Annotated in this window: 10 protein-coding genes; 5 read left to right on the plus strand and 5 right to left on the minus strand. The window is 62.3% G+C overall.

Going from position 1 to position 13,626, the window contains the following annotated elements; translation table 11 throughout:
• Positions 1–1,729 precede the first annotated feature (1,729 nt).
• The 5 genes from VL752_RS07625 to VL752_RS07645 form a co-directional block, all read right to left on the minus strand.
• Positions 1,730–3,091: an NAD-dependent succinate-semialdehyde dehydrogenase gene (locus VL752_RS07625; RefSeq protein WP_325353778.1), complete on the minus strand. Its 1,362-nt coding sequence runs from the start codon at positions 3,089–3,091 to the stop codon at positions 1,730–1,732.
• Between the two features lie 37 nt (positions 3,092–3,128).
• Complete coding sequence (locus VL752_RS07630) at positions 3,129–3,932, minus strand: sugar phosphate isomerase/epimerase family protein (protein ID WP_325353780.1); 804 nt, start codon at positions 3,930–3,932, stop codon at positions 3,129–3,131.
• A 17-nt stretch (positions 3,933–3,949) separates the two neighbouring features.
• The gene (locus tag VL752_RS07635) at positions 3,950–5,113 is read right to left on the minus strand and encodes a dihydrodipicolinate synthase family protein (RefSeq protein ID WP_325353782.1); all 1,164 of its coding nucleotides are present in this window, start codon (positions 5,111–5,113) and stop codon (positions 3,950–3,952) included.
• A gap of 4 nt (positions 5,114–5,117) precedes the next feature.
• The gene (locus VL752_RS07640) at positions 5,118–6,293 is read right to left on the minus strand and encodes a Gfo/Idh/MocA family protein (protein ID WP_325353784.1); all 1,176 of its coding nucleotides are present in this window, start codon (positions 6,291–6,293) and stop codon (positions 5,118–5,120) included.
• A 115-nt stretch (positions 6,294–6,408) separates the two neighbouring features.
• Positions 6,409–7,092 (minus strand): TetR/AcrR family transcriptional regulator, encoded by a 684-nt coding sequence (locus VL752_RS07645; protein ID WP_325353786.1) that lies wholly within the window; start codon positions 7,090–7,092, stop codon positions 6,409–6,411.
• Between the two features lie 113 nt (positions 7,093–7,205).
• Here VL752_RS07645 and VL752_RS07650 point away from each other — a divergent pair, with 113 nt between their 5' ends.
• The 5 genes from VL752_RS07650 to VL752_RS07670 all read left to right on the plus strand — a co-directional run.
• Positions 7,206–8,774, plus strand: coding sequence for a sugar ABC transporter ATP-binding protein (locus VL752_RS07650; protein WP_325353788.1), 1,569 nt, complete (start codon positions 7,206–7,208; stop codon positions 8,772–8,774).
• Positions 8,771–9,742, plus strand: coding sequence for an ABC transporter permease (locus VL752_RS07655; protein ID WP_325353790.1), 972 nt, complete (start codon positions 8,771–8,773; stop codon positions 9,740–9,742). The genes VL752_RS07650 and VL752_RS07655 overlap by 4 nt, the downstream gene beginning before the upstream one ends.
• A complete protein-coding gene (locus VL752_RS07660; protein ID WP_325353792.1) occupies positions 9,739–10,725 on the plus strand; it encodes an ABC transporter permease in 987 nt (328 codons plus the stop codon). The genes VL752_RS07655 and VL752_RS07660 overlap by 4 nt, the downstream gene beginning before the upstream one ends.
• A 62-nt stretch (positions 10,726–10,787) precedes the next feature.
• Positions 10,788–11,912: an ABC transporter substrate-binding protein gene (locus VL752_RS07665; RefSeq protein ID WP_325353794.1), complete on the plus strand. Its 1,125-nt coding sequence runs from the start codon at positions 10,788–10,790 to the stop codon at positions 11,910–11,912.
• A 36-nt stretch (positions 11,913–11,948) separates the two neighbouring features.
• Positions 11,949–13,626 (plus strand): GMC family oxidoreductase (locus VL752_RS07670; RefSeq protein WP_325353796.1); only part of this gene is annotated, 1,678 nt, incomplete at its 3' end.

The following is a 13,626-nucleotide window of genomic DNA, read 5'->3' on the forward strand; positions in this document are numbered from 1 at the left end:
GCAGAGGCGATCGCGCCTTATGTCGTCTGGAGCCGGGTAATCGAGATGGAATGAAGGCTCCTCTTTCTTCCGGGCGATTGACCCCGCTGCCGAAGACAAGTTGCTCGCTGATGCGCGAGCAAATCGGCGCCCAGCGTGTGAGACAACGGGCAATAGCTGGGTAGAGCAGCATCGTCCATTACGCCACTGGATCCGAGCGGGCGAGCAGCGTCAGGCCTCGCGACGATTGTCCGGCCAACGCAGCCTGTATTGCAAGGATCAGCGCCCCCGCCTCCTCCTGAATCGCACAGAGCAGTGCACCACTCGCGGGCTGCATCGTGGACCGGGCCAGACAAAAACAGTGTCCGGTGGGTTTCCCACGCAATAGTCCGCGCGTTACGATCGGCCACGGCGCTACGGCGCCCATCAAGTTCCAGGGCAAGACAGGAATGGTCGTCGTGTGGATCGACTGCGGCACCGATGCGCAGAGCGAGATCGCTTTTGGCACCAGCGCCTTTAAGGCCTCGGCGTGCAGCCGGTAAAGGCGATGGGCGAGAAATCGGTCCATCAGCCGGACGTGATTATTCGCGGCGCGTCAGGCGGCGTGACGCCCGTGGCGGTGGAGCTGCTGCCCTACTGAGGCGACGATACACCCTGGGCCCAGGCGACTTTCACGTCGACGGATTTGCGGACGATGCAAGCGGTGCTGACAAATACCAAGGAACTCCGCTCTCCGCATCCGGAGCCTTCCGTTTTTCCGACGCAACTCCAGATCGCACCGGCGATCAGAAGCGAAGGAACTTGGACGACCACCGGCGCAGGCAGCGGCCAGGTCACTGGAAGTCGTCTCAGTTATTGTCGATCTGGGAAGTTCCTCTCAAGGCAACGACATACTCGCAAAGTTGCTGGTTCTTGACCTATACATTATGTCCTGCCGGGCGGTCACGAGAAGAACGAAACTCTCATCTCGAAAGGCAGCTCTTTTAACTTCGACAGAATGACCCTCGCACATCGACCTTTTGAGTTCATCAGCGGGAGACGAGAAGACGGGAGGCGTCTGGCATGTTCCATCTGGTTCGACCACCCACAAGTTGCGAGCGTATGCGGCAGAAGGAGCTAAGGAGAGTAAGCTAACGCCGTGGCGCTCGAGAGCCCGCCACAAAAGCCTCGTCCGATTTTCTCCGTTTTGAGAAGCCTATGCCCTGCCCCCGGATCGATGTCTATTGATCCCGTGTTAGGAGCAATTCCGACGGCCGACCGCCGTACTGGGAGGCGAGCACCGGAAGTGCCGCATCACCGTAGAAACTGCCTGCCAGAGCGGCTCGTCAGGTTAATGACACTAATCCCTCTCGATGGGGCGGCTACCGGCAACTGCACCTGACTCAATGGTGTTCACGGTGCATCATCCATGATGCTGGCTTCGGCGGCAGACCACCACTACCCTCGATAATCCCTGCGCTACTGCCCGCATGGATCGCTCTTTAGCGAAGCTGGAGCAAGCGTAGCCGAGCATCCCATCATCGGCCCACCAGGGAATCTCCCAGGCACACGCGAATTCATTCCTCGCGGAAGCCAGGTCGGGTCCACATCCCACTCACGAAAGCTCTGGCTAATGCACGATAGTGAATCAAACCCAGCGCCGGGTCGGCTAAAGACTTCTCGGATAGTCTCCTAACGCGAACTCCGAGAGTGACAGCTTGGTGCTGCTAGCGCCGTGCGGCTAGTTCCAGGCGGAACAGCACCGCCGTTGTCAACCTCCCTGCCAGATGAGTTTGGCGTTCGCAAGCTCAAGCGCACCGAGCGCGCCAAGCTCGCGCCCGAACCCCGAGCCTTTCGTGCCGCCGAAGGGCGCTCGCGGATCGGACCGAACGAAATCATTGATGAAGACGGCACCTGCCTCGATCTGCGAGGCGACGCGGTTCGCACGGTCGAGATCGCGGCTCCAGATAGCGGCACCCAGCCCGAATTCCGTCCTATTGGCGAGCTCCACCGCCTCCTCCTCGGTCTCGAAGGAGAAGATCATGGCGACGGGGCCAAAGAACTCCTCCAGCGCGATGGGCGCCTCCGGCGGCAGGTCAACCAGCACCGTTGGCGGATAGAAGTAGCCGGGGCCGGGGCTAGGTTCGCCACCGGTCAAGACGCGGCCGCCCGCCTTGACCGCCTCTTTCACTTGGCGGTCAACATTATCCCGCAGGTCGCTGCGCGCGAGGGGACCGAGCTTAACACTGCCCTCACTCGGGTCACCCATCGGCAACGCCTTTGCCTGCTCTGTGAAAGCCGTTGTGAACGCCTCAAGCAGTGGCTTAGCAACGAGAAAGCGCTTAGCCGCGATGCAGCTCTGCGCGTTGTTGGAGAAGCGCGAAACAATGCCGAATTGTACGGCTTTGGCAAGGTCGGCGTCGTCGAAGACAATGAATGGGTCCGAACCGCCGAGTTCCAGCACAACCTTCTTGCCGTGCCGCCCGGCCTCCGCCGCGACAGCGCGGCCCGCGGCGACACTGCCGGTCACCGTCACCGCGCGGATGCGCGGATCGGCGATGACAGCCGCCGCGCGTTCCCGCCCGATCGCCAGATTGACGTAGAGGCCATTCGGCCCCCCGGCATCCTGCACCAAGGCTTCCAAGGCCTCAGCCGAGCCTTGCACCGTCTCCGCATGCTTGACCAGGACAGTGTTGCCGACGAGCGCGGAGGGAATGAAGAAACGCAACACCTGCCAGAATGGCAGGTTCCACGGCATGATGCCGAAGATTGGCCCAAGCGGCTCGTGAATGATGCGCGCGGGCGTGCCCGCAATGGGCTGCGGCTGCAGGTAGGTTTCCGCGGCCTCGGCAAAGTGCCGCGCGCCGGAGGCGGCTTTCTTGACCTCACCAATTGCTTCCGCAAGCGGCTTGCCCATCTCGGCCGTGATTAATCGGCCATACTGGTCTGCCCGCTCTTCCAACAGCTCAGCGAGGCGGATGAGAAAGCTTCTGCGCTGTGCTAGCGAGGTTTGCGACCAGTGCTTCCAACCATCCCAAACGCGCGACAGCCGTGCTTCCACCCCCGCGGCATCGTGTTTGGGATAAGTCGCAATCAGGTCACCTGTCGCCGGGTTGCGTGATTCGAATGACATTCGCCTCTCCCTTGACCGGCCTCTTTCGGGCCGGCTCTCAGCATACGGTCCGATAGCGCTCAATGCAGGTGGACAAGACGTCCGCTCCGGGCCGCTTCCACCAATCCTGCGCCGAGAAGATCTCGACCTCCTGGGCGCCGTGATAGCCTGCCTGCTCAATATGCGCACGGATCGTGCGCAGGTCGATCACCCCGTCGCCCATCATGCCGCGATCCGTCAACAGGTCGCGCGTCGGCACGAGCCAGTCGCAGATGTGATGCGCCAGGATACGGCCCCCTGCACCGGCGCGCGCGATCTGCTCATAGAGCTTTGGATCCCACCAGACGTGATAGACGTCGATCGCGACACCGGTGCCGTCACCCAGATGGTCGCAAAGGTCGAGCGCCTGCTCCAAGGTATTCACGCAGGCACGATCTGCCGCATACATGGGATGCAATGGCTCAATCGCCAGCGGCATGTTCTGAGCCTGCGCATAGGGTAGCAGCGCTTCCAAGCCGCGTAGGACCATATCACGCGCACCGGACAAATCCCGCGAACCGTCTGGCAAACCGCCAACTACCAGGACAAGGCAATCGGCACCGAGCGCCGCCGCCTCATCCACCGCGCGTTGGTTATCCTCGACCGCAGCAGCGAGGCCTTCGGCCGTCGCCGCGGGAAACATGCCCCCCCGGCACAGGCCGGTGACGCCCAGGGCGTTGCCGCGGATGATGCGAGCGGCCTCGGCCACGCCCGCCTTCTGAACCTGGTCGCGCCAGGGGGCGATTGACGTGATGCCCCGCGCGAGGCAGGCATCCACCGCGCCGGCCAGATCATAATGCGGCCGCACGGTTGCGAGATTCATAGAAAGGCCAGAGACGTTCACGAAACACCCCCGAGGGCCAGCACCTGCCGCATGCGTGATGCTGCGCGTTCCGGGTCATTCAGAACGCCGGCTTGGTCTGCCAAACGAAAAAGCTCAGCAAGATGCGGGAGGGAACGCGCGCTCTGCTGGCCACCGAGCATGAGAAAATGATCCTGCAAGCCATTGAGATAGGCGAGAAAGACAACGCCTGTCTTATAGAAGCGTGTCGGCGCCTTGAAGATATGGCGCGAGAGGGGCACGGTCGGCGCCAGGATGGTGTGGAACCCGGCCTCGTCTCCAGCTGCCAGTCTCGCCAGGGCAAGCGAGGCTGCGGGCGCGATGGCGTCGAAAATGCCGAGCAGCGCATCACTATGGCCCTCGGCGTCGCCCGCGATGAGGTCCGCATAGTTAAAATCATCGCCCGTATACATCCGCACACCTGGCGCCAGGCGGCGGCGCATCATGATCTCCTTCTCCGCCGAAAGCAGAGAGATTTTGACGCCATCCACCTTCGCCGCATGCGCATTGATGAGACCCGCGCAGACATCCATCGCCGCGAGATGGTCACCCTTTCCCCAATAGCCGCTCAGGGCCGGATCAAACATCTCGCCGAGCCAATGAATGATCACCGGCTTGCGTGTCTGCGACAGGATGCGGTCATACACCCGGATGTAATCCTCGGGGCCCTGCGCTACAGCCGCGAGTGCCCGGCTTGCCATCAGGATGATGCGGCCACCGAGCGCTTCGATCACCTCGATCTGGGTCTCGTAAGCGCGGATGATGTCATCCAGCGAGGTCTCAAGCCCAGGTTGCAGATGATCGGTGCCGGCCCCGAAGGCGATCAGGGCGCCGGGGCGTGCCTTCGCGGCCTCCGCCGCATGAACGCAAAGCGTCCGCGCATTCTCCCAGCTCAGGCCCATGCCCCGCTGAGCGGTATCCATCGCTTCCGCAATGCCCAATCCGAGATCCCACAGATAGGAACGGAAGGCGATCGTGCGCTCCCAATCGATCGCCGCGTCGAGCCAAGGATCATTATCCGCAAGCGGATCCACGACGACATGCGCTGCCGCGAAAGCCACGCGATTGAAGTGCGGCGCCGCAGCCGGCTTGGGCAGCGGTGTGCCGGTGAGGCGGTACTCGCTCAGGCTGCCATCGGCCTGGGGAAGACGGAGAGGGGCCATGGTCTTATGCCACCGCCCGCCGAATGCCGGAAAGCGTCAGCGCCGGCACGTCGACCCAACGCCGCTCGCGCCAGCTCTCGGTCGCGAGCTCCGCAAGCTGCACGCCTTTCGCCCCTTCGAGCAGATCGAATTTCCACGTCGTGCCGCTGACGACGTGGCGGATGAACTCCTCCCATTGGAGTTTAAAGCCATTTTCATAGCTCGCATTGTCCGGCACCTCGTCCCACTGCTCCTGAAAGCGCATCGTCTGCGGCTGGTCAGGATTCCACACCGGACGCGGGGTGTTCACGCGATGCTGGGTGTAGCAGCGGGTCAGCCCGGCGACGGCCGAGCCGTGCGTCCCGTCAACCTGGAAGGTTACCAGGTCGTCCCGCTTCACCCGCACGGCCCAGGACGAGTTGATATGGGCAATGATGCCTCCGGCGAGGCGGAAGGTCGCATAGGCCGCGTCGTCGGCATCGGCCTGATAACGACTGCCCTGCTCGTCGACACGTTCTGGAATATGGTTCGCGCCCAGGCAACTTACGCTTTCGACCTCCCCGAAGAGGTTATCAAGCACGTAACGCCAATGCGGCACCATATCGAGGATGATGCCGCCACCGTCCTCCTTGCGATAATTCCACGACGGGCGCTGTGCCGCCTGCCAGTCCCCCTCGAAGACCCAATAGCCAAATTCTCCACGAACCGACAGGATGCGGCCGAAGAAGCCACTCTCTCGCAGCATAGCGATCTTCCTTAGGCCAGGCAGATAGAGCTTGTCTTGAACGACGCCGCTCTTCACCCCATGCTGTTTCGCAAGCGCCGCAACATCGAGCGCTTCCTGCAATGTCTCGCTGACCGGCTTTTCGCAATAGACGTGCTTGCCTGCCGCGATCGCCTGTCCGAGCAGGCTGACGCGCATCTGGGTGGAGCCCGCGTCGAAAAAGACCGTGTCATCCAGGTTGCCAAGCGCCTCATTGACGCTGCTCGCGACGCGCTTGATCCCATGCCGAGCCGCAAGAGCCGCAACCTTCTCGTAGTTTCGGCCCACGAGAATCGGGTCGGGCATGACGCGATCGCCGGAAGGCAGAGCAACGCCACCTTGATCCCGAATTGCAACGATAGAGCGTACGAGATGCTGATTGTAGCCCATCCGCCCGGTTATGCCGTGCATGATGATGCCAAGCCGCTGTGTAGCCACTGTATTGCTCCTCCCAGAGCCGGCTCTTGGTAACCGTCTGGTTACCACGGAAGCATGCAAGGAGCGATCATGTCAAGCGTTGCAGATGTGTCGTGTTGCCTGTGGAATCAGGCTATCAGCGCAAAGAGGCGAGGACGACCTGAACGATATGTTCGCCCCAGGCATCGGTTTCCGCCTTGGAGCCGAGATCACGCCGGAAGATCGTCGACAGCGTCCAGCGGTTGGACAAGTAGAAAAAGCCGAGCGCGGCGATGCTGATATAGACCTTCACGGGGTCGGTGCCCGGCCGGAACACGCCCTTTTCTGCACCACGCCGCAGAAGATCCGCAGTCTGCGCGACAAGGGGCGAATTGAGATCAAATATGCGGGCCGAGCGCTTCAGGAACTTGGCCCTATGCAGGTTCTCGGTGTGCAGAAGACTCAGGAATTCCGGATGGTCAAGGTAGTAGCGCCAAGTGAACAGAACGAGCTCTCGCATGCCATCTTCCGGATCCCGCTTGTCCAGCTGGAGCTTGGTCTCAGCCGAGCGGATCTGCATATAGCTACCCTCAAGCACCGCCAGGTACAGGGCCTCCTTGCCGCCGAAATAATGGTAGAGCATGCGCTTGTTGGTGCCTGCGCGTTCCGCAATGGCGTTGATGCGGGCGCCTCCATACCCTTTCTCCGCAAACTCCTTAGTTGATGCTGCGAGAATGGCCGCACTCGTCCGCTCCGGGTCGCGCGGTAGCGCCGACTTGATCTCGCGTTGGGAAGTTTCCGGCTTCGCAGGCCCAGCAGTCTGCTTCGAGAGTTTTACCATGGGGTATCAAGCTATCGGTGCGCGATCTCCTTGACAAGCACGCGGCTTGATCCTTAGCCTATAACCAACTGGTTACCTGCGGCTTCCAGGCCGTGAGTGGCAAAGACCAGGCCATGGGATGGAAACGCGTGCGGCAGATCATGGACAGCGGCGTGGACGATAGGGCTGTGCCCAGCTTGCTGGAGATGCGAGACATCTCCAAGAGCTTTGGTGCGATCCGCGTTCTGAACGGCATTTCCTTCGACGTCCGAGCCGGGGAAGTCCATGCCCTTTGTGGCGAAAACGGCGCCGGCAAATCGACGCTTATGAAGATCCTCGCTGGCGCCTTCCCGCCGAGTGCGGGCGAGATCTTGTGGGATGGGCGGCCCATTGCCTTCGCCCATCCGCTTGAGGCGCGCGCCGCGGGCATCGGCATCATTCACCAGGAGCTGAGCCTGCTGCCCCATAGGACGGTTGCGGAAAATATCGTCCTGGGGCGGGAACCGCAGCGCGGCGGCCGCGTTGACCGGCGGCAAATGCTCTCGTTGGCGCAACATGCACTCGACCGCCTCGGCGCAGCCATCCTGCCGGACGCCCAAGTGTCCGATCTCTCCATTGCGGAACAGCAGGTCATCGAGATCGCAAAGGCGTTGCTGGTGGATGCGCGGCTCCTCGTCTTTGACGAGCCGACCGCTGCACTCGATACACGGGAAAGCGACAAGCTCTTCAATGTCATCGCCGAGCTGCGGCGCAGCGGGGTCGGAATTGTCTACATCTCCCACCGCATGCGGGAAATCTTCGCCATCGCCGACCGCGTGACCGTGCTGAAGGACGGGCAGGTGATGGGTACGATGACCGCTGCAGAAGCTATTCCCGATAAAGTCATCCGCCTGATGGTGGGTCGCCCCGTCAGCACACTTTTTCCACCACGGCAAAATCAGGCGGATTCGGCGGGGCCCCCTCTTCTCAGCCTCTCGGCCGCCGGCAACGCGGCACTACGTGATGTGACCTTCACACTTGGTGCCGGAGAGATTCTCGGCATCGCGGGTCTCGAAGGGTCAGGCAAGAGCGAGATTGCGCGTGCAATCTATGGCGATGTGCCGTTCGGCACCGGTGTCACCGCCCTATTCGACGGCAGGCCGGCGCCACGCAGCCCAAGGGAGGCGGCCGGGCGCGGAATCGCCTATCTGTCCGACGACCGCAAGGCAGAAAGCCTCGGCCTGCGGCAGTCTCTGCGAGACAATACGGGCCTTGCTCTGCGTGCTCTCGCTTCTATGCTTGCGTTGCCGTCACGCGGCCGCTGCCGTGCCGAGACAATCGACGAGCTGTTGCGGAAGGTGGAGCTGCGGGCCGCGGATTTCAGCGTGGCCGTGAACAAGCTTTCGGGCGGCAATCAGCAGAAGGTCGTCGTTGCACGCTGGCTTGCAACCGAGGCGCGGATCTGGGTCATCGTCGAGCCGACCCGGGGCATCGACGTTGGCGCGAAGGCGACGATCTATGCGCTGCTGCGGCGCCATGCGGAGGCCGGAGGCGCCGTTCTCATAGTTTCCTCTGACCTGACCGAGATCATTGGTCTGAGCGACCGCATCCTGGTGATGAGCGGCGGTCGCGTCGCGGCAGAGCTGCCGGCCGGCGCGAGCGAGGAAATGATCATGACTTATGCAGTGCACGGACCAGGAGAGTCGGCGGAGCTCGTGGCATGAGTGCCGCCGCCGCTTCCCTACGCCGAAAGAGCATCAATCTTCCGGTGGCCCTCATCCTGTGCTCCGCCCTCATCTATTCCATCGTAGCACTGGCAACGGAGCAGGACGCACAGCTCTCCTGGGCTGGCGTGATGGGGCTGCTTCAGCGCATGGTGGCGCTCGGCATCACCGCAATCGGGCAGACGCTGGTTCTTCTGGTTGGCTCGATTGACCTTTCGGTGGCCAATCTCATCAGCCTTGCGGCTATCCTCGCCGGCTTCGTGATGCACGGCAGCAGCGCGGCAATCGCGCTCGGCATCGCCGCCGCCATCCTTTGCGGCCTCGTCGTCGGGTTGATCAACGGGGTGCTTGTCGCGGTGCTTGCCGTGAGCCCGCTGATCGCGACGCTCGGGACCGGACTCGTTCTTCAAGGTGTGTTGTCGACTGCTTATGAAAGCCTTCCGGGCCATGCACCGCCAAGCTTTCGGATTCTCGCCTATGGCGGAGTGTTCGGCATTCCCTTCGCTCTCATTCTGCTGGCGGTGATCACGGCCGCCACTTGGTACGTGCTGCGCCGCACTGCCATCGGCTACCGCCTCTACGGCGTAGGCGGCAATGCGCAGACCGCCCGCCTCGCCGGTATCCGCACGAGGCGCTACGTCATCGGTGCCCATGTCGCGGCGAGCATCGCCGCCGCGGTCGCCGGCCTCTACCTCGTCAGCTGGCTTGGAACGGGCACACCCTGGATGGGTCGGGACGGCGGCTATGATCTCGGCTCCGTCGCGGTCGTCGTCATCGGCGGCACGCTCCTGTCCGGAGGGCGCGGCGGCGTGGCCGGAACGATTGCCGGCGTCTTTGTCTTCGCGACCATCGATGCGGTTTTCAACATGCTTCAGCTCAACCCGTTTCTGGCGCAAATCTTGCGCGGTGTCATCGTGGTCACCGCGGTGGCCGTCTATACGGTGCGCGGCAAGGCCCACACGGCATGATGGAGCAGGCCATCGCGCGCATTGCGGGAAAGCCCATCATCCTGCGTAAGTTGCGGATACATCCGACCATCGTGGTCTTCCTGCTGCTGATGGTGGCCATCGTCTGGCTGAGTCCGCTCTACCGAACCGCTCCTGGTTTGATGAGTCTGCTTCAGCGGGCCGCACCGATCGTCATCCTGACCTGCGGACAGACGTTTGTTCTTATCGCCGGCGGGTTCGACCTCGCGGTCGGTTCGCTCATCACGCTCGTCGTTGTCGCAGGCGCCCTCATCACGGAGGGTGATCCGTCAATGACCTGGGTAGCGATCGCGACTGTCTACGGCATCGGCATTGTCGCGGGCTGCACCAGCGGGGCGATCGTTGCTTGGGCCAAGGTGCCATCCATCATAACGACCCTCGGAATGCTTTTGGTCGCCAAGGGCATCGCCATGATGTGGTCAGGGGGAGCCCCCCAAGGCTATCTACCGCAAAATCTTCGCTTCTTCGGCCGGTATGCCTGGCGGCACGTGCCCTTGGTGACGCGCATGCCGGTCGCTGTTGTCGTGCTCGTCGTCGCTGTCGCGATCATGTGCTGGCTTCTGCATGGCACAAATTTCGGCCGCCTCTTGCCGATGATCGGTGACAACCCACGCGCCGCGGAGCTGGCCGGAGTTCCGGTGCGGCGCTATCGCATGGCAACCTTTGTCATTTCGGCCGTCGCGGCCGTTACAGCCGGCCTTCTGCTCGGCGGCTTTTCCGGCGTTTCTGTTGATGTCGGCACCGGATATGAGCTTCAGGCCGTCTCAGCCGCGGTCATTGGCGGTGTCGTGCTTCTCGGCGGCCGGGGCAGCATGGGCGGCGCCGTGATCGGCGCATTGACCCTCTACGCACTCTTCACCTTGCTGAACCTGATCGGGTTTCCGGAACCTCTGCGCGTGGGCGTGCAGGGCGTCATTCTGGTGGTGGCCGCTGCCCTGACGGCAGAGCGTGGCCGCGCCGACTGAACAATCAATAAAATAATAATAGGAGAGACGCGATGCGAGGGCGGATGGTACAGGCGGGCCTGATGGCGGTCGTTATTGCACTGGCCTGTAGCGGTGCTCGTGCGCAAACGGCCACTAGCAACGTCAGCACGATGCTGAAGGAGTTCGACTTCGAGAAGGCGTTGATGTCCGCGACACCGAAGGGACCGAGTGACCAACCATGGTTGCAGACCCTGTCTAACAGCATGGTCGACACCACGAAGTACAAGAAGCCGGCGCCGTACCATGTCTGCTTCTCCAACGCGAGCCTCAGCAATCCCTGGCGTGTAGTCGGCTGGAAGGTCATGCAGGCAACCGCGGAGAAGAACAGATCACTCATCGCGTCCCTGGATTACGCCGACGCCGAAGACAAGGACGATAAGCAGATCTCTGATATTCGGGCCTTCATCACCAGCCACAAATGCGATGTGCTGATCGTCTCGCCTCATACGTCGGATGCCTTGACGCCGGTGATTGAGGAGGCCTGCAAGGCGCTTCCGGTGATTACCTTCGATCGCAGCGTCAACACCTCTTGCCCGGTCACGGCGGTGCGCACGATCGGCGGCTACGCCTATGGCATCGCCGGCGCTGAATATGTCGTCAAGCATATGCCGAAGGCCGGCAAGCTGCTCGTCCTGCGGACGGCACCGGGTATCGACGTCTTCGAGACGCGCGATGACGCCGCTATGAAGATCTTCGATCAGGCCGGCATTAAGCCAATCGGAATCGAATATACCGGTGCCGACAACGCGAAGACCAAGGCCGTTGTCAGCGACTATATCAGCCGATTCGGCAAGATAGACGCCGTATGGGTCGATTTTGGCGCCATGTCCGTCGCCGTTGCGGAGGCGTTCGAGGATGCTGGGCTTGATTACCCGATCATCACCGGCGAGGATCAGGAAGACTACCTGCAGAAATGGCAGAAGGAAAGGTTCGAGGGCATCGCTCCTACCTACCCCGCCTATCAATGGCGCACGGCTTTGATTGCGGCGTTGGATGTGCTGCAGGGCAAGCCGGTGCCCGGTCCGAATTGGATCCTTCCGCAGCCTGTCATTACCAACGCCAATCTTGCCCAGTATGTCGACCCGAAGATGCCGCCGCTGTTCTACGCGGCGTGTGGCTGCACCGACCTGCCTGGCTATCCGAAACGTTGGGGCGGAAAGAAGTGATGAGTGGTCGCCACAACTAAATGCAAGAGACTGGGTATGATCAGTTTTCTAATCCTCGGCGGCGGCTCCGCCGGTTGCGTTCTGGCGGCACGGCTGACCGAAGATGCACGCCATCAGGTTACCCTGGTGGAGGCGGGGCGAGACCTGACTGCGGCGACCATGCCGGCGTCAATCCAAAGCCGCTATCCCGGCCGGGCCTATCTGGATGCCGGTAATATTTGGCCCAAGCTTGCGGCACTGATCGGAGCGCCCCTCGGCCAAACGGAGGGGCGCGCGCCGCGGCGATACGAACAGGGCCGCCTGCTTGGCGGTGGTTCGGCTGTCAACGCGATGGTCGCCAATAGAGGGGCGCCGGGAGATTACGACGAATGGGCTGAAGCAGGGGCTGATGGTTGGTCTTGGGAAGCCTGCCTGCCCTACTTCCGCAAGCTGGAACGGGATGTCGATTTCGACGGGCCATTCCACGGTCAGGATGGCCCCATCCCCGTGCGGCGTATCAGTGACGCCGCAATGTCACCTTTCGTCAAATCTGTCATCGGCACGCTGGAGGCGCGCGGCTATCAGCGCGGTGCGGATCAAAACGGCGCATGGAAGGACGGAATTTATACGGGCGCGATCGCAGTTGATGATCAGGGGCATCGTATTCCGACCTCGATCGCCTATTTGTCCGATGACGTCCGGGCCCGGCCGAATCTCCGTATTCTGACCCATCGCCACGCTGATCGTATCCTGTTCGATGGCACCCGTGCCACAGGCGCGGTCGTATTGCCGGAGGATGGACCGCCCGAATCGCTCGCTGCGGACGAGGTCATCGTCTCGGCAGGCGCCATACATACTGCCGCCTTGCTGTTGCGAAGCGGTGTGGGCGACGGGGCCGCGCTTTCCGCACTGGGCATCCCCGTCGTTCTGGACCGCGCCGGCGTCGGACGGAACCTGATGGAGCATCCGTCGACAGCAGTCTCTACCTTCCTGCCGGCCACCGCACGATTGCGGGATTTGAATGAGCACCACGACCACGCCATTCTGCGCTTCTCTTCCGGTATCGGCGACGCACCCGAGGGTGATATGCATGCCGCCATGATCGCACGGTCAGGCTGGCACTCCGTCGGGCAGCGCATCGGCACGCTCTTTATTTGGGTCAACAAGTCCTACTCTCGCGGTGCGGTTGAACTGGTATCCCGTGATGCCCGCGTGGAGCCCAAAGTCGATTTCCGCATGCTCTCTGATACGCGCGATCTCGAGCGCCTGAAGTTCGGTTTCAGGCTCGGCGCGCAGACCTTGAGCGATCCCCTCATGCGCGGCAGTGCCGACACGGTCTTTCCCACAAGCTATTCCCCACGCGTCGCAAAAATCGCAGGAGAAGGCTTCTTGAATGCCGTGCAGCGCGGCGTCTTCGGCGCCATGCTCGACTATGCGGGTCCCTTCCGCTCGGCACTCATTCACGGCGCCGTAACGCTGGGGACCCGGCTTCACGATCTGCTCAACGATGACGAGGCGCTGACCGCTTTTGTCAGCGCGGCCGTCGGCGGTGTGTGGCATGCCTCAGGCACGGCGCGCATGGGGCGCGCTAGCGACCCTATGGCCGTCACCGATGGGCAGGGCCGCGTCCATGGCGCCCAGGGCTTGCGGGTCTGCGACGCCTCCCTGATGCCGACGATCCCGCGCGCCAATACCAACATTCCAACGATTATGATGGCGGAGAGAATCGCTGACC

Origin of the sequence: Acidisoma sp. (assembly GCF_035492295.1) — a bacterium.
Classification (GTDB): Bacteria; Pseudomonadota; Alphaproteobacteria; order Acetobacterales; family Acetobacteraceae; genus Acidisoma.

Excerpts from the sequence above, each read along its gene's own strand:
- VL752_RS07625 (WP_325353778.1), bottom strand. The coding sequence starts at position 3,091 with ATGTCATTCGAATCACGCAACCCGGCGACAGGTGACCTGATTGCGACT.
- VL752_RS07630 (WP_325353780.1), bottom strand. The coding sequence starts at position 3,932 with ATGAATCTCGCAACCGTGCGGCCGCATTATGATCTGGCCGGCGCGGTG.
- VL752_RS07635 (WP_325353782.1), bottom strand. The coding sequence starts at position 5,113 with ATGGCCCCTCTCCGTCTTCCCCAGGCCGATGGCAGCCTGAGCGAGTAC.
- VL752_RS07645 (WP_325353786.1), bottom strand. The coding sequence starts at position 7,092 with ATGGTAAAACTCTCGAAGCAGACTGCTGGGCCTGCGAAGCCGGAAACT.
- VL752_RS07650 (WP_325353788.1), top strand. The coding sequence starts at position 7,206 with ATGGGATGGAAACGCGTGCGGCAGATCATGGACAGCGGCGTGGACGAT.
- VL752_RS07655 (WP_325353790.1), top strand. The coding sequence starts at position 8,771 with ATGAGTGCCGCCGCCGCTTCCCTACGCCGAAAGAGCATCAATCTTCCG.
- VL752_RS07660 (WP_325353792.1), top strand. The coding sequence starts at position 9,739 with ATGATGGAGCAGGCCATCGCGCGCATTGCGGGAAAGCCCATCATCCTG.
- VL752_RS07665 (WP_325353794.1), top strand. The coding sequence starts at position 10,788 with ATGGCGGTCGTTATTGCACTGGCCTGTAGCGGTGCTCGTGCGCAAACG.